The organism is Polaromonas sp. LjRoot131 (assembly GCF_964252805.1).
Lineage (GTDB): Bacteria > Pseudomonadota > Gammaproteobacteria > Burkholderiales > Burkholderiaceae_C > Polaromonas.
In genome coordinates this window covers 356,058-371,383 of record NZ_CAXUPF020000002.1, presented here as the reverse complement: position 1 = coordinate 371,383, position 15,326 = coordinate 356,058, and the positions used below count along the sequence as shown (strand labels likewise).

General features: G+C 66.0%; 15 protein-coding genes. 5 read left to right on the top strand and 10 right to left on the bottom strand.

All coding sequences use genetic code 11. From position 1 onward, the window contains the following. Positions 1 to 132 precede the first annotated feature (132 nt). Entirely contained in the window at positions 133 to 969 is an 837-nt protein-coding gene (locus ACSQ27_RS12195; protein WP_436155769.1) for a phosphate/phosphite/phosphonate ABC transporter substrate-binding protein, read from the bottom strand. A gap of 145 nt (positions 970 to 1,114) precedes the next feature. Here ACSQ27_RS12195 and ACSQ27_RS12190 point away from each other — a divergent pair, with 145 nt between their 5' ends. After that, a complete protein-coding gene (locus tag ACSQ27_RS12190; RefSeq protein WP_436155768.1) occupies positions 1,115 to 1,501 on the top strand; it encodes a hypothetical protein in 387 nt (128 codons plus the stop codon). Positions 1,502 to 1,511: 10 nt separating this feature from the next. Here ACSQ27_RS12190 and ACSQ27_RS12185 read toward each other — a convergent pair whose 3' ends face one another. The 6 genes from ACSQ27_RS12185 to ACSQ27_RS12160 form a co-directional block, all read right to left on the bottom strand. Then, positions 1,512 to 1,970, bottom strand: coding sequence for a hypothetical protein (locus ACSQ27_RS12185; RefSeq protein ID WP_436155767.1), 459 nt, complete (start codon positions 1,968 to 1,970; stop codon positions 1,512 to 1,514). Positions 1,971 to 2,002: 32 nt separating this feature from the next. Then, positions 2,003 to 3,496 carry an ammonium transporter gene (locus ACSQ27_RS12180; protein WP_436155766.1) on the bottom strand — a complete coding sequence of 498 codons (1,494 nt, stop codon included), beginning with the start codon at positions 3,494 to 3,496 and terminating at the stop codon, positions 2,003 to 2,005. A 417-nt stretch (positions 3,497 to 3,913) separates the two neighbouring features. Next, positions 3,914 to 5,986: a penicillin-binding protein 2 gene (gene mrdA / locus ACSQ27_RS12175; protein WP_436155765.1), complete on the bottom strand. Its 2,073-nt coding sequence runs from the start codon at positions 5,984 to 5,986 to the stop codon at positions 3,914 to 3,916. Between the two features lie 190 nt (positions 5,987 to 6,176). Continuing rightward, positions 6,177 to 6,695 carry a rod shape-determining protein MreD gene (mreD, locus tag ACSQ27_RS12170; RefSeq protein WP_436155764.1) on the bottom strand — a complete coding sequence of 173 codons (519 nt, stop codon included), beginning with the start codon at positions 6,693 to 6,695 and terminating at the stop codon, positions 6,177 to 6,179. After that, positions 6,692 to 7,615 carry a rod shape-determining protein MreC gene (gene mreC / locus ACSQ27_RS12165; protein ID WP_436155763.1) on the bottom strand — a complete coding sequence of 308 codons (924 nt, stop codon included), beginning with the start codon at positions 7,613 to 7,615 and terminating at the stop codon, positions 6,692 to 6,694. Before mreC ends, mreD begins: the two co-directional genes overlap by 4 nt. Positions 7,616 to 7,679: 64 nt before the next feature. After that, on the bottom strand, positions 7,680 to 8,723 hold the full coding sequence (locus ACSQ27_RS12160) for a rod shape-determining protein (protein ID WP_007872262.1): 1,044 nt from the start codon (positions 8,721 to 8,723) through the stop codon (positions 7,680 to 7,682). Positions 8,724 to 9,005: 282 nt separating this feature from the next. Between ACSQ27_RS12160 and gatC the strand changes: the two genes are divergently transcribed. From gatC to gatB, 3 genes are read left to right on the top strand one after another with little or no spacing between them, the layout of a single operon-like run. After that, the gene (gene gatC / locus ACSQ27_RS12155; RefSeq protein ID WP_436155762.1) at positions 9,006 to 9,305 is read left to right on the top strand and encodes an Asp-tRNA(Asn)/Glu-tRNA(Gln) amidotransferase subunit GatC; all 300 of its coding nucleotides are present in this window, start codon (positions 9,006 to 9,008) and stop codon (positions 9,303 to 9,305) included. Continuing rightward, positions 9,302 to 10,813, top strand: a complete 1,512-nt coding sequence (gene gatA / locus ACSQ27_RS12150; RefSeq protein ID WP_436155761.1) for an Asp-tRNA(Asn)/Glu-tRNA(Gln) amidotransferase subunit GatA — start codon at positions 9,302 to 9,304, stop codon at positions 10,811 to 10,813. The genes gatC and gatA overlap by 4 nt, the downstream gene beginning before the upstream one ends. Positions 10,814 to 10,862: 49 nt before the next feature. Beyond that, entirely contained in the window at positions 10,863 to 12,323 is a 1,461-nt protein-coding gene (gene gatB / locus ACSQ27_RS12145; protein ID WP_436156233.1) for an Asp-tRNA(Asn)/Glu-tRNA(Gln) amidotransferase subunit GatB, read from the top strand. 36 nt (positions 12,324 to 12,359) lie between these two features. Here the strand turns inward: gatB and ACSQ27_RS12140 are convergent, their stop codons facing one another. Beyond that, on the bottom strand, positions 12,360 to 13,016 hold the full coding sequence (locus ACSQ27_RS12140; RefSeq protein ID WP_436155760.1) for a DUF4124 domain-containing protein: 657 nt from the start codon (positions 13,014 to 13,016) through the stop codon (positions 12,360 to 12,362). Between the two features lie 9 nt (positions 13,017 to 13,025). Further along, a complete protein-coding gene (gene pyrE / locus ACSQ27_RS12135; protein ID WP_436155759.1) occupies positions 13,026 to 13,778 on the bottom strand; it encodes an orotate phosphoribosyltransferase in 753 nt (250 codons plus the stop codon). A gap of 10 nt (positions 13,779 to 13,788) precedes the next feature. Here pyrE and ACSQ27_RS12130 point away from each other — a divergent pair, with 10 nt between their 5' ends. Next, entirely contained in the window at positions 13,789 to 14,655 is an 867-nt protein-coding gene (locus ACSQ27_RS12130; RefSeq protein WP_436155758.1) for an exodeoxyribonuclease III, read from the top strand. 285 nt (positions 14,656 to 14,940) lie between these two features. Here ACSQ27_RS12130 and ACSQ27_RS12125 read toward each other — a convergent pair whose 3' ends face one another. After that, entirely contained in the window at positions 14,941 to 15,324 is a 384-nt protein-coding gene (locus tag ACSQ27_RS12125; RefSeq protein ID WP_436155757.1) for a response regulator, read from the bottom strand. Between the last annotated feature and the right edge of the window lie 2 nt (positions 15,325 to 15,326).

The following is a 15,326-nucleotide window of genomic DNA, read 5'->3' as shown; positions in this document are numbered from 1 at the left end:
GGCTCGCCCAGCCGCGCGCCCGGCGCCGGCGCGCGGCGCAGGGTATTGACGGGGGAAAGGCGGCGGCCCGTAGCAGGCCGGGAAGACAGCCGCGGCAGCTGCGTGCCGGGCTGGAAACTGAGCCGGGCTAGGCTAGATGTTCAGCCACTTGAGCAGCTCGCGCATGCGGGCCTCCGACGTGGTGTCGAATTGTTCGATGCCTATGCGCTTGAGCACGTCCTTGCCGGCGTCGCTGCCGGGCAGGGCCAGCAACTCTTCCTGGATGGCCTTGAGCTGCTCGGCCTTGATGCGCTTGTGCGCCACCATCGGGAAGTAAGGCTGCGCCACGCTCTTGTGCAGGATGCGGCCACCGTCTTTTTCCCATTTCTTGGCGATGCCCGAATAAGAGGCCACGCCGCCCACATCGGCGAACTTGTTGTCCAGGTAGAAACCGACGGCGGCCTGTTCGCGCACGAACTGCACATTTTCCTTGTCCACCAGGATGCCCTTGTCGCGCAGCTCGGCGGCGCAGAAGCGCGACATATAGGCGATCTGCTCGGGCAGGGCGATGCGCTTGCCCTTGACGTCGTTGATCGTTTTCAGCTCGGAGCCCTTGGGGGCGATGATGAAACACTGCCCGTCGGGCTTGGTGCTGGCGATGTAGCTGTAGCCGTAGTCGCGCATGCCGCGCGCCGGGTAGTCGCTGGGGCGGGCCATCACCAGGTCGAAGCGGCCGGTTTGCATGCCTTCTTCAAGCTGCTTGAATTCGCGCGCGAACACCACGCTGACCTTGGCCTTCATGGCCCGGCCTATCACCTCGGCCAGCCCCTGGTACTTGGCGATCACCTGGGCATGGTCGAGTCCGCCCGAAGTGCCTTCGCTGATGCCCAGCACCAGTTGCTGGGCCGGGGCCTGGGCGTGGCTGGATCCCGGCAGGCTTGCCGCCAAGGCCAAGGTCAACACCACGGATGTCATTGCAATGCGCGCCATAAGCTCCCCCCTTAGTTATTGAGTTGCATGCTAAGGCCTGCGTTTACAGCAGGCCAGCTGTGCTTACCCTTAATCGATTTTCCTTACATCCCTGCCGCACAGTACCCGCCGCCCGGGTTCACGCGCCGATGACACAATGCGGCGCATGAAACATCTGCCCTTCCTCCTGGTCGTCGCCCTGCTCCTGGCCCTGCCCGCCTGCGGCTCATCGCCCCGGGCCAGCCATGACCCGCTGTCGATTGCCCGCGCGCCGGTGGCGGCCGCCATCAACGACTACCAGCGCTGCGCGGACAAGGCCCTGTTGCCGCTGAAAAACGATGCGGCCCAGTCCGTCTTTGTGCTCGCCGACACGGCCCTGGCCGCCTGCGATGCCGGCCTGGCGCAGGTGCGGCGCAGCATCCTGGCGGACAACGCGGGCCACCCCTATGTGGCGGCCTTTGCCGACGAGGCCAGCGCCAACATTCGCGCGCGCACCCGCAACATGCTGGCGCACAGCCTGAACCGCGCACGGGAAGCGCAGCCGGCGCAATAGGCCTGCAGTTTCAGCGCAAGCCCTTCACATAGCGCGGCGCGTTCGGGTCGCGGTGCCTGCGCTCACGCTGGCCCTCCTCGCCGAAGATCGCACCGAAGGTGGATTCGATAAAACCGGATTCCGGGTAGACCTCTTCCTCGGTGTCTATCGATCGCGCGCTCTGGCGGTCCGGCTGGGGCGGCGGCGCCACCACGGGTGCGGCGCGCTCCTTCACCGCCTCCGACACCATCTGGACCAGCGGCACGCGCGGCCTGGGGTCGGGCACGGCCATGATCTCCTCGAGCCTGTCGGCCCAGACGGCCAGGTCGGGGTGTCCCTCCTCGGCCGCTTTCTCGCGCGCAAAACGCGCGATCTCGGCCGCGTACTCATGGTTGCCGGCCATCCACTCGGTGTCGGTCACCCGGCCGGTCTTGCGGCGCAGCAACACGTGAAGATGGGCGGCGATGGCGATTTTTTCGCTGGAAGGCATGGTGTGTGTCCTTCAAAGTGAATGCCGGCACATCAGGTGCCCAGGCGTTCGGCATGCTGGGTGATGTCCAGGCCGTCGCTCTCCGAGGCCTCGCTGACGCGCAGGCTGACAAGCAGCGAGGTGACCCACAAGGCCAGCGCCGTCATGAACAGGCTGTACAGCATGACCGCGCCCGCGCCTATCGCCTGCGTGAGCACGCTGCCTTCCACACCCGAAATGGCCTTGCTGGCGAACACGCCCGTGAGCAGCGAGCCGACGATGCCGCCTACCCCGTGCACGCCGAACACGTCCAGCGAGTCGTCGGCGTTGAGCAGGCGCTTGAGGCCCGTGGCGCCCCAATAGCAGGCCAGCCCCGCGGCCACGCCGAACACCAGCGCCGCGCGCGGCGAGACAAAACCGGCCGCCGGCGTGATCGCGACCAGGCCGGCCACCAGGCCCGAGCACAGGCCCAGCAGCGAAGGCCGGCCGCGCACCGCCCACTCGGCCGCCATCCACGACAGCGCGCCGGCCGCGGCCGCGATGTGCGTGACCGCCATGGCCAGGCCCGCCCGGCCGTCGGAGGCCACCGCGGAGCCGGCGTTGAAGCCGAACCAGCCCACCCACAGCATGCCGGCGCCGGCCATGGTCAGGCCCAGGTTGAAGGGCGTGAAGGGCTCGCGGCCGTAGCCGTGGCGCGGGCCGAGCACGTAGGCGCAGACCAGCCCGGCCATGCCGGCATTGATGTGCACCACCGAGCCGCCGGCGAAGTCCAGCGCGCCCATGCGGGCCAGCCAGCCGTTGGGCTCCCAGACCCAGTGGGCGATCGGCGCATACACCACGACCGTCCACAGCGACATGAAGATCAGCATCGCGGAAAAGCGCATGCGTTCGACGAAAGAGCCGACCACCAGCGCCGCCGTGATGATGGCGAAAGTCAGCTGGAACATCGCGTAGACCGACTCCGGGATGTTGGGCGCGACATGGCTGACCGCGACCTTTTGCGCGTCCTTCACGTAATCCAGCCCGGTGAACCAGAAGCGCTCGGCGCCACCCACGTAATGGCCCCAGGCACTGCTGCCGGGGGTAAAGGCGATCGAATAGCCCACGGCGAACCACAGGAGGCTCACCACCGCGCAGATGGCGACAACGCAGGCCATGACGTTGAGCACACTCTTCTTGCGCACCATGCCGCCGTAAAAAAGGGCGATGCCCGGCAGCGTCATGAGCAGCACCAGCGCGGTGGAGGTCATCATCCAGGCGGTGTCGGCGCCGTTGAGGGTCTCCGCCCCCACCAGGCCCGGGCGGGTCAGGGGTGCGGGCGGCGGGGCGGATGCGGGTACTGCGGGGGCCGAAACCGCGGCTGCGGCCGCCGGGGCCGCTGGCGGTGGCGCGGGGGCGACGACGGGCGCCGCAGCCTCAGGAGCAGCGCCGGAAGCCGCTACCGAGGGAACGGAAGCCGGCGCGGCAGGCGCCTGCGCCATGGCCTGCTGGCAGGCCATGCCCATCCAGATCGACAAGCCCCACGCCGTAACGCTCTTCAGGTGCATACATGCCCGCCTTTCTTGCAGTCAGCCAACAATTCGTAACAACCGCAAGGCAGCAGGCATAAGTCATGCCAGCGCTTTATAGGGACGATTTGGGCGGTTTTCGGTGCAAATGCGTACACGCGGTGCACGCCGGGCGCCATGGTGTGGCACGCCGCACCAGGGACTGCAGCCGCCCCTCCGCAGAATCCCGGGGGCGGGAAACCCCCAATGCACTATGTCAGTGCGCGGGCTACATTGGACGACTTGCTGACGAGCCTTGCTGCTCGCAACGCGAGGAGCCGAGGAGACACGAGAGAGCCACTAGAAGTACATATCAGCAGCAAGGCATTCCACAAGATGCCCTGCTGCAAAAAGCGCTGGTAACCCCAGCGCTTTTTTTATGCCCGCCGTTTTCCGGGGGCGCCGGGCAGCCGGCGCTCAGTCGGGGTTGATGCCGGCTGCGGCCATGGGCGGAGTCAGCTTGCTGAGGGCTTCGGCAATCGCCGCCGCCTTGGCCTTGCCGGCCGCTGTTGCCGCGGCGGCGGTGGGCCCGGAGGCTGGGGCGGACAGCAGGCCGGCCACCTCGGCCGCCTGGCGCGGCTTGCCGATGGGCGCGGCGGCCAGGCCTTTTTGCACCGCCACCATGTCTTCCTCGCTCGGATACTGGCCCAGCAGCACGTAGTCAAACACCCGGCGCGCAATCGGGGCCGCCACGCCGGCGCCCCAACCGGCGTTTTCGACGATCACGGCCAGCGCGATCTTGGGGTCTTCGGCGGGCGCGAAGGCCATATAGACGGCGTGGTCGCGCTGGTACTCCTCCATCTTGGCGCTGTTGTATTTGTCTTTCTGGCCGATGGTGACGGCCTGCGCCGTACCGGTCTTGCCGCCGCTCAGGTAGCCGGCGCCGGCAAACACCCGCGCCGAAGTGCCTTCCTGCGTCACGCCCACCAGGGCCTTGCGCACGATGGCCACGTTTTCGGGCTTGTAGCGCAGGTCTTCGCCGGGTTCGGCCGGCAAGGGGTGCATCACGCGCGTCACCGGGTCTTGCGTGCCGATCACCAGGCGCGGCCGGCGCTTGACGCCGTTGTTGGCCAGCGCCGCCGTGGCCTGCGCCAGCTGCAGCATGGTGAAGGTGTTGTAGCCCTGGCCTATGCCCAGCGAAATGGTTTCACCGGGGTACCACTTTTGCTGCGCCGCGCCTCTCTTTTTGTAGGCCTCGCGCTTCCACTCCTGGCTGGGCAGCACGCCGGCCAGTTCACCGGCGATGTCGATGCCGGTGATTTGCCCGAAGCCCAAGGGCTTCATGAAGTCGTGCATGGCGTCCACACCGAGCTCATTGGCCAGCGAGTAGTAATACACATTGCTGGACTTGACGATGGAGCGGTACATGTCGACCGCGCCCAGCGCGATGTCGCCGTGGCTGCGGAACACGTGGCCGCCGAAAGCCCAGGAGGCGTTGTCGTTGACGATGAAACTGGCCGAGCGCTTTCCGGTTTCCAGCGCCGCCATCGCCATGAAGGGCTTGTAGGTCGACCCCGGCGGGTAAGTGCCGCGCAATGCGCGGTTGAGCAGGGGTTTGTCGAGCGAGTCCCGCAGGTACTGCCAGCTTTCCGTGTCGATGCCGTCCACGAACAGGTTGGGGTCAAAGGTCGGCTTGCTGACGAAGGCCAGCACGTCGCCGGTCTTCGGGTCCAGCGCCACCAGCGCGCCGCGCCGGTCGCCGAACATGTCTTCGACCAGCTTCTGCAGGCGTATGTCGAGCGACAGCCGCACGGTGTTGCCGGGCGTCGCCGGACTGCTGGCCAGCTTGCGCATCGCGCGGCCGCCCGCCGAGGTCTCGACCTGCTCGACACCGGTGATGCCGTGCAGCTGCTGCTCAAAGCTTTGCTCTACGCCCAGCTTGCCGATGTAGTCGGTGCCGCGGTAATTGCCTTCGTTCTCGCTGCCCTCAATGATTTCCTTCTCGGCCTGGTTGATGCGGCCTATGTAGCCCACCACATGGCTGCCGAGTTCGCCGTAGGGATAGCTGCGGAACAGCCGGGCCTTGATGTCGACGCCGGGAAAGCGAAAGCGCTGCGCCGCGAAACGCGCCACTTCCTCGTCCGTCAGGCGCGTGCGGATCGGCAGCGACTCGAAACTCTTGGACTCCTCGCGCAGGCGCTTGAAGCGCCGCTTGTCGCGCAACTGGATGTCGACCACCTTTTCCAGCGCGGCGATGGTTTCCTCGAGGTTCTCGACCTTGGACGGCGTGATCTCGAGTGTGTAGGCCGAGTAGTTGGTCGCCAGCACGACGCCGTTGCGGTCCAGGATCAGGCCGCGGTTCGGCACGATGGGCACGATGGCCGTGCGGTTGCTTTCGGCCTGCTCGTTCAGGTCGGCATGGCGGTACACCTGCAGGTACACCAGCCGCGCCGCCAGCAAGGCAAATGCGCACAGCACGATCAAACTCGCCACTAGCACCCGCGCGCGAAAGCGCGACAGGTCGGCTTCAACGTTGCGTAACTCAGTCATCGTGGTGCGACTCTACTGCCGCCAGAAAGTGCCCGCAAGACGCGCGATTAACCCCGGAACCGCAAAGGCGATGCGAAGCGAGCCGCACAGGCCAGCAGGGGCCGCGGGACTGGCTTTGCCAGACCGCAGGCGCAGCGGCCCCCTTGGGGGGCAGCGTATTACACGAAGTGAAAAGCGTGGGGGCCCACATCTAGAGTGGTCGGTTTTGGTCGGGGTCCGGCGCCCGCCGCTGCGGCACCAGCAGCAGCACGCTCACGACGGGCCACAGCAAGGCCTCGATCAGGGGCGCCAGCAGCATGACCCATCCGGGGAAAATGCCGCCGCCTATCATGCGGATCACAAGTTCCACGCCGTGCGCCATGGCGAACAGCGGCAGCACCTGCAGGGCCTGCGAGGGCACGGTGAACCAGAGCAGGCGGCGGTGGATCATGGTGGCGAAAAAGCTCAGCGCCGTGTATGACAGCGCGTGCTGGCCCAGCAGCGAGGACTGGTGCACGTCCATGCCCAGGCCGAACATGAAGGCCACGCCTATGCCCACGCGCAGCGGTTGGTGCACGTTCCAGAACACCAGCACCAGCGCCAGGAAGTCGGGCATCCAGGGCACGCGCCCCAGGGGCAGCATGTCCAGCAGCAGCGCCGCGATGAGGCTGCACCAGATGAACACCGGGTTGGCGGGCAGCAGCAGCTGCTGGCCGGAGCGCATGATCATTTCGCGGCCCCTTTCTTCTTGGGCGCCGGTTCAGGCGCGTCGGGCTCGGGCCTGGGCGGAATCTGGCCGGTGCCGGGCTTGACCACCATGACGTGGCGCGCGCCGGTCACCAGCGCCTGTGGCGTGCAGAAAATCTTGGCGAAAGCCGACTCGGCGCGCCGCTCGATGCGGCTGATCTTGGCCACCGGCAGGCCGGCCGGGTAGACGCCGTCCACGCCGCTGGTGGTCAGCAGGTCGCCCTGCTGCACGTCCGAATTGCTGCCCATGAAACGCAGCTCCAGCCCGCTGCCGGACACCGTGGGGTCGCCAAACGCCACGCTGCGCGCGCCGGTGCGCACATTGAGCACGGGAATGGCCAGGTCGCGGTCCACCAGCAGGGTGACCTCGCTGACCAGCGGGTGCACGCGCGTGACCTGCCCCAGCACGCCGGACTCGTCCAGCACCGGCGAGCCCAGGTCCACGCCCTGCGCCATGCCCTTGTCGATGATCACCTTGCGGGTGTAGGGGTCGGCCGCGTCATACAGCACCTCGGCGGCCATGACCGGCGTGTTGAGCTGCTCGCGCAGGCCCAGCAGCTTGCGCAGGCGGTTGTTTTCCTGGGTCAGCTGCTCAACCTGGCCGGCGCGCAGCGACTGCAGCGCCAGCTTGCGGCCGGCCTCCTCGCTGGCCAGCTTGGCCTGGCTCAGGGTGGTGAAGTATTCGCCGCTGCCGCGGACGGCGCGCACCGGCTGCAGCGCCAGCCATTGCACCGGGTACAGCGCGGTGGCCAGCACGGCGCGCACCGGCTGGGTGATGCGAAAACGGGTGTCCGCGACCATCAGGAACAGCGACAAGGCGCTGAAGAACATCAGCTTGGACAGCGCCGACGGCCCCTGCTTGAAAAAGGGCGGCGGGGATCTGTCAAGGGTTCCTAAGGGCATGGTTCGCTGTCAAGCTGGCCCCGCTTCATGCCAGGCTTGCGGCATGAAGTACGGCATGTAGCGCTTATTCCGAAGTGAAGATGGAACCCAGGCGATCCATGCGCTCCAGCGCGATGCCGCAACCACGCACGACGCAGGTCAGCGGGTCTTCGGCCACCAGCACCGGCAGGCCGGTTTCCTCGGCCAGCAGGCGGTCCAGGTCGCGCAGCAAGGCGCCGCCGCCGGTCAGCATCATGCCGCGCTCGGCGATGTCGGCGCCCAGCTCGGGGGGGGTCTGCTCGAGCGCGTTCTTCACGGCGCTCACGATGTTGTTGAGCGGGTCGGTCAGGGCCTCGAGGATTTCGTTGCTGGAGATCGTGAAGCTGCGCGGCACGCCTTCGGAGAGGTTGCGGCCCTTGACTTCCATTTCCTTGACTTCGGAGCCGGGGAAGGCCGAGCCTATGCTCTTCTTGATGGCCTCGGCCGTGGGCTCGCCGATCAGCATGCCGTAGTTGCGGCGGATGTAGTTGATGATGGCTTCGTCGAAGCGGTCGCCGCCCACGCGCACACTGCCCTTGTAGACCATGCCGCCCAGCGAGATCACGCCGACCTCGGTGGTGCCGCCGCCGATGTCGACGACCATGGAGCCGCTGGCTTCCGACACCGGCAAGCCGGCGCCGATCGCGGCAGCCATCGGCTCTTCAATCAAGTAGACGTCACTGGCGCCGGCGCCCAGGGCGCTTTCACGAATCGCGCGGCGCTCGACCTGGGTGGAGCCGCAGGGCACGCAGATGATGATGCGCGGGCTGGGCTTGAGCAGGCTGCGCGGATGCACCATCTTGATGAACTGCTTGAGCATCTGCTCGGTCACGGTGAAGTCGGCGATCACGCCGTCCTTCATCGGGCGGATGGCCTCGATGTTGCCGGGCACCTTGCCGAGCATGGCCTTGGCTTCGTGGCCGACGGCCTGGATGGTCTTCTTGCCTTGGGGGCCGCCTTCGTGGCGGATGGCGACGACGGAGGGCTCATCGAGCACAATGCCGCGGTCGCGTACGAAAATCAGGGTGTTGGCGGTGCCAAGGTCAATGGCCAGGTCGGTGGAAAAATACCGACGGAATGCTTCAAACATATGCAGGGGTCCAGTTGGGGCATGAGCGAACTTCGTTGCTCCATCGCCTTTTTATTGATCAGCAATTATGGGGAAGTTGGGCCAGAGGCGCTCTGAAATCTGCTTCTGGCACCTAAAAAGCACCTAAAGCCCGCATCCAACCTTGATTTCACACCAAAGGCGGGATAATAACGCATCCCCTATAGATCAATAGCTTTAGCAAGCCCGTTTTTTCAGCTTTACACCTCGTTTCAGCCCCTGTTTTCTGGTTTATTTTCTCCCGTATTCCTTCATCCCTACCCCATGGCATTGACACCTCAAGACATCGCCCGCGTCGCCAACCTGGCGCGGCTGGAATTGCGTCCCGACGAAACCGAGCACACCCTGGCCCAACTTAACGGCTTTTTTGCCCTGGTGGAGCAGATGGAAGCCGTCAACACCGAAGGGGTGGAGCCATTGGCCCATCCGGCCGCCGTGATCGGCGAAGTCGCCCTGCGCCTGCGCGAGGACGTCGCCAGCGAACCCAACCAGCGCGAAGCCAGCCAGGTCAGCGCGCCGGCCGTGGAAAACGGACTGTTCCTCGTACCCAAGGTGATCGAATGAGCACGGCCATCAACAACACCGCGCTGCACGACCTGGGCGTCGCGCAGCTGGCCGCGAAACTGGCCGCGCGCGAAGTCTCCAGCGTGGAGGCCACGCAGCATTTCCTGACCCGCATCCAGAATGAAAACCTGGGCGCCTTCCTGGCCACCGACACGGACGTCTCGCTGGCCCAGGCCAGGGCCGCCGACGCGCGCCTGGCCGCCGGCGAACGCACGCCGCTGCTGGGCGTGCCGCTGGCGCACAAGGACGTCTTCGTCACACGCGACTTCCCGACGACGGCCGGCTCGAAGATCCTGGAAAACTACCGCAGCCCGTTCGACGCCACGGTGGTGGGCAATCTGGGACCGCAGGGCGCCGGCATGGTCACGCTGGGCAAGCTCAACTGCGATGAATTCGCCATGGGCTCGGGCAACGACAACAGCGCCTACAAACCCGTGAAAAACCCCTGGGACACGAGCCGCATTCCCGGCGGTTCCTCGGGCGGCTCGGCCGCCGCTGTCGCCGCGCGCCTGGTGCCCGCCGCCACCGGCACCGACACCGGCGGCTCGATACGCCAGCCGGCCTCGCTGACCGGCATCACCGGCATCAAGCCCACCTACGGCCGCTGCTCGCGCTACGGCATGGTGGCCTTCGCCTCCAGCCTGGACCAGGCCGGCCCGATGGCTCGCAGCGCGCTCGATTGCGCCCTGCTGCTGTCGGCCATGGCCGGGCCCGACCCGGACCGCGATTCAACCTCGCTGGACCTGCCCGCGGCCGACTACGCGGCGGACCTGTTCGCCGCGCGCCCCGCCGCTGCCGGCGACAAGCCGCTCAAGGGCTTGCGCATAGGCCTGCCCACGCAGTTCTTCGGTGCCGGCTGCGCGCCCGACGTGCTGGCCGCCGTGCGAGGCGCGCTGGCCGAGTATGAAAAGCTGGGCGCCACGCTGGTGGACGTGAGCCTGCCGCTGACCGAGCTGTCGATCCCCGTGTATTACGTCATCGCGCCGGCCGAAGCCAGCAGCAACCTGAGCCGCTTCGACGGTGTGCGATACGGCCACCGCGCGGCGCACTACACCGACCTCAACGACATGTACAAGAAGTCGCGCAGTGAAGGCTTCGGCGACGAGGCCACGCGCCGCATCATGATAGGCACCTATGTGCTGTCGCACGGCTACTACGACGCCTACTACCTCAAGGCGCAAAAAATCCGCCGCCTGATCGCGCAGGATTTCCAGACCGCCTTCACGCAGTGCGACATCATCGCCGGCCCGGTATCCCCCACCGTCGCCTGGAAGATCGGCGAAAAATCCGACGACCCGGTGGCCAACTACCTGGCCGACATCTACACCCTGTCGTCCAGCCTCGCCGGCCTGCCCGGCATGAGCGTGCCGGCGGGATTCGGCGCCGGCGGCCTGCCCGTGGGCCTGCAGCTGATCGGCAACTACTTCAAGGAAGCGCAACTGCTGGGCGCAGCCCACCAGTTCCAGCTCGCGACCGACTGGCACCTGCGCCAACCCCCAAGCCTTTGAGTGATTTGACATGAGCCAGACCCAACCCACCGTCAACCCCTTCGCCGAAATGCAGGCCGGCCGCCCCACCGGGCCGCTGGTGCAGGGTTACGAAGTCATCATCGGCTTTGAAACCCACACGCAGCTCACCACGCAGTCGAAAATCTTCAGCCGCGCTTCCACCGCCTTCGGCGCCGAGCCGAACACGCAGGCCTCCGCCGTGGACTTCGCCCTGCCCGGCGCGCTGCCGGTGATGAACAAGGGCGCGGTGCAGCGCGCCATCGAGTTCGGCCTGGCCGTCAATGCGCACATCGCCGAACACAGCGTGTTCGCGCGCAAGAACTACTTCTACCCCGACCTGCCCAAGGGCTACCAGATCAGCCAGTTCGAAATCCCCGTGGTGCAAGGCGGCTGCGTCGAGTTTTTCCTCGATGGCGAAAAGCGCTCGGTGCGCCTGGTGCGCGCCCACCTCGAGGAAGACGCCGGCAAGTCGCTGCACGAGGATTTCATCGGCATGAGCGGCATAGACCTGAACCGCGCCGGCACGCCGCTGCTGGAGATCGTGACCGAGCCCGACATGCGCTCCACAGCCGAGGCCGTGGCCTATGCCAAAGAGCTGCACAAGATCGTCACCTGGATCGGCATCTGCGACGGCAACATGCAGGAAGGCAGCTTCCGCTGCGACGCCAACGTCTCGGTGCGCAAGCCGGGCGAGCCGCTGGGCACGCGACGCGAGATCAAGAACCTGAACAGCTTTCGTTTCATGCAGCAGGCCATCGACTACGAGGTGCGCTGGCAGATCGCGCAGCTCGAAGACGGCCACGCCATCCAGCAGGCCACCGTGCTGTTCGATCCGGACACGGGCGAAACGCGCAGCATGCGCACCAAGGAAGACGCGGCCGACTACCGCTACTTTCCCGACCCCGATTTGCCGCCGCTGGTGATCGCGCGCGACTGGGTGGAAAAAACCCGCTCGGAAATGTCAGAACTGCCGCGCGTGATGGCGGCGCGTTTCGTCAAGGACTACGGCCTGCCCGAATACGACGCCGGCCAGCTCACGCAAAGCAAGGCAATCGCCGCGTTTTTTGAAGCCGTGGCCGCGGCCAGCCAGCAAGCCAAGCTGGCCAGCAACTGGGTCATGGGCGAACTCTCGCGGCGCCTGAACAGCGAAGAAAAATCAATTGAGGCGTCGACCGTCAGCGCTGGTCAGTTGGCCGCACTGATAGGCCGCATCGCCGACGGCACGATTTCCAACAACGCCGCGAAGCAGGTGTTCGATGCGCTGTGGACCGGCGAAGGCTCGAACGTCGACGCCGTCATCGAGGCCAAGGGCCTCAAGCAGATGAGCGACACCGGCGAGCTGGAAAAGATCATCGACGACGTGCTGGCCGCCAACGCCAAGAATGTGGAAGAGGTCAAAGCCGGCAACGCCAAGGCCATGAACGCGCTGGTCGGCCAGGCCATGAAAGCCACCAAGGGCAAGGCCAACCCGGCGCAGGTCAACGAGTTGCTGAAGAAAAAACTGGGCTAATGGGCCGAGGCAAGGCCGGGCGGCACGCCCGGCCGCTCAGTTTTTGGCCGTGGGCGCCGAGCCCGCGGGCCCCTCTCTCATGGCCCACAGCTGCTTGAGCTTGACCTGCTCTTCGTCAAAGCGCAGATTCACGCGCTTCTTCTCCTGCTCCTGGTCCTGGATGAACTTCTTCTGCACCGCCGAGCTGTGGTCGTTTTCCTCGAGCTTGCGCTTGAGCGAAGGCGGCACCTTGCTGGGGTCTTTCGCGTAGAACTCGAATTCGGCCTGGATGGCTTTGCGCTGCTCGGCCAGTTCGAAGGTCCGTTTGTTGGAGGCCTTGATGACCTCATCGACCTGGGCCAGCGCGGTGACGCGCTCCTGGTCGTGCACGGCACGCGTGGGGTAACGCTGCAGCAGGGCGCGGTCGCGGCGCTTGTCTTCGGCTTCACGCGCGCGTACTTCGGCGGCCGCCTTGTCTTTTTCTTCCTGCGCAGCGCGTTCTTGTGCGGTCATTGAAGGACCCACCACGCGCTTGACCGTGCCGGAACGGTTCAGTTCCTGCTGGGTGCGATCCGTGCACTCGGCGATGGGACGGTCGGCCGTGATCTTGCGACCTTTGCCGTCGACGCAGGTATAGATGTTCTGGGCCGCCGCAGGGCCCGCCACGAAGGCAGCCGACACCGCAATGACCGTAAGTGCTGTTCGCAAGAGCAAGTCGACTCCTTAATCCACGCCGTAGCGGTCCCGATAGGCCAGCACGGCTTGGTAGTGCGTTTTCAGGGACATCGCATCGGCCCCGTGGGGCCCCGGCGTGTCGCCTTGTGTGGAGAGATATTGCAGCAAGTCGGTCAGCCGCGCAATCGCGCAAACCTGCAAGCCCAGATGTTTCGTTACATATTGCACGGCACTATGGCTCACATCTACGCCGTTTTCCGTGGCCTTCTCCTGGCGGTCCAGCGCCAGCGCCATCGCGTGGGGAACAGCGCCCGCGGCCTGGATGATGGCGATGGACTCGCGCGCCGCCGTGCCGGCGGACATCACGTCGTCAATGATGAGCACACGTCCCTTGACGGGCGCACCGACCAGCGTGCCGCCCTCGCCGTGGTCCTTGGCTTCCTTGCGGTTGTAGGCAAAGGGGTAGTTCCGGCCCAGCCGCGCGAGCTCGATGGCCACCGCCGCCGCCAGCGGAATGCCCTTGTAGGCCGGCCCGAAAATCATGTCGAATTCAAGCCCGCTGCGCTTTTCCTCGGCCAGCAGGTGGCGCGCATAGAATTGCGCCAGCCGTCCCAGCTTGGCCCCGTCGTCGAACAGGCCGGCGTTGAAAAAATACGGGCTCATGCGCCCGGCCTTGGTCTTGAATTGCCCGAAGCGCAGCACCCCCGCCTCCACGGCGAACTGCACGAATTCCTGTGCCAGCGCGCCGTCCGCGGAAGTTGCCCCGTCCCTGTTGTCCTGTTGTTGCCCTGCCGTGCTCATTGGAAGTCCCATGTTTAAATTGACCAGCCTCAACCTCAACGGTATCCGCTCCGCGGCCAGCAAAGGCCTGCAGGACTGGGTTTTGCAGTCCATGCCGGATTGTATTTGCGTGCAGGAACTCAAGGCCCAGGCAGCCGACATGAGCGGCCGCTTCGAGGAAATCGCCGGCCTCAAAGGCCATTTTCATTTCGCCGAGAAAAAAGGCTACTCCGGCGTGGGTGTCTACACGCGCCATGAGCCCAGCGACGTGATCGTGGGCTACGGCTCGACCGAATTCGACGCCGAAGGACGCTACGTGGAGCTGCGCTTCGACAGGCCCGGGCGCAAGCAAAGCCCCAAGCTCTCCATCATCAGCTGCTACTTTCCCAGCGGCTCCTCGGGCGAGGAGCGCCAGGCCGCCAAGTTCCGCTTCCTGGCAGAGTTCTACCCGCGCCTGCTGGCCCTGAAGGAGACGCGCGACTTCGTGCTGTGCGGCGACGTCAACATCGCGCACCAGGAAATCGACCTGAAGAATTTCAAGGGCAACCGGAAGAACAGCGGCTTCCTGCCCGAGGAACGCGCCTGGATGACCGAGTTACTGCGCGACGCGGAACTCGCCAATGAAGCGGCAGATGAGCTGACGGAACGCACCGGCCCCTCGGTCAGAGGCGGCGGCATGGTCGACGTCTACCGCAAGCTGCAGCCCACGGCGACCGACGCGGCCTACACCTGGTGGAGCAACCGCGGCCAGGCCTATGCAAAGAACGTGGGCTGGCGCCTGGACTACCACCTGGCCACGCCGGCCTTCGCGGCACTGGCCCGCAGCGAGCACATCTACAAGGACCAGCGCTTCTCAGACCACGCACCCATGAGCGTGGACTACGAGTTCGAGATCTGACAACCACCCCCGTCCGGGCTCACTTCGTGTAGCCCGTTCCCCCCTCTAGGGGGCGGCGCCTTAGGCCGGCAAAGCCGGACCCTCGGCTCCTGCTGGTGAAATCCCCCCCACTGCATACACCCTGAATCTTCAACCCAGCATGAGCCCCGGAACCGGCTTTGCCGGGCCGGAGGGCGGGCGGCCCCTCGGGGGCAGGGAGTTACGCGAAGCGAACGACCGTGGGGCTCAAGTTCTGCGGCCCCCTCGGGGGGCAGGGAGCGACACGAAGTGCGCGACCGTGGGGGCCTACCTCTGTGCCCAGATGCGTTGGATTTGTGTGGACAGCTCCATCGGGTCGAAAGGCTTGGGAATCACTTCCAGCGCGCCCAGCCCCTTGTAAACCGCCACCTCGGCGGCCTGCACCTTCGCGGTCATGAAGATCACCGGGGTGTCGGCCGTGGCCGGCAGCTGGCGCAGGCCCTTGAGGGTGGTCGGCCCGTCCATGCCGGGCATCATGACGTCCAGCAGCAGCAGGTCGGCTGCGGCGCCGGGCGCGGCGTCCAGCGCCTCCTGGCCGGAGGCGCAGGCGATGACCGTGAAGCCGCCCACGGCTTGCAGCGCCATCTGCGCCACCATGCGGATATCGGGCTCGTCTTCAACGTAGAGGATGCGGGTCAGTGGTGTGGTCATGA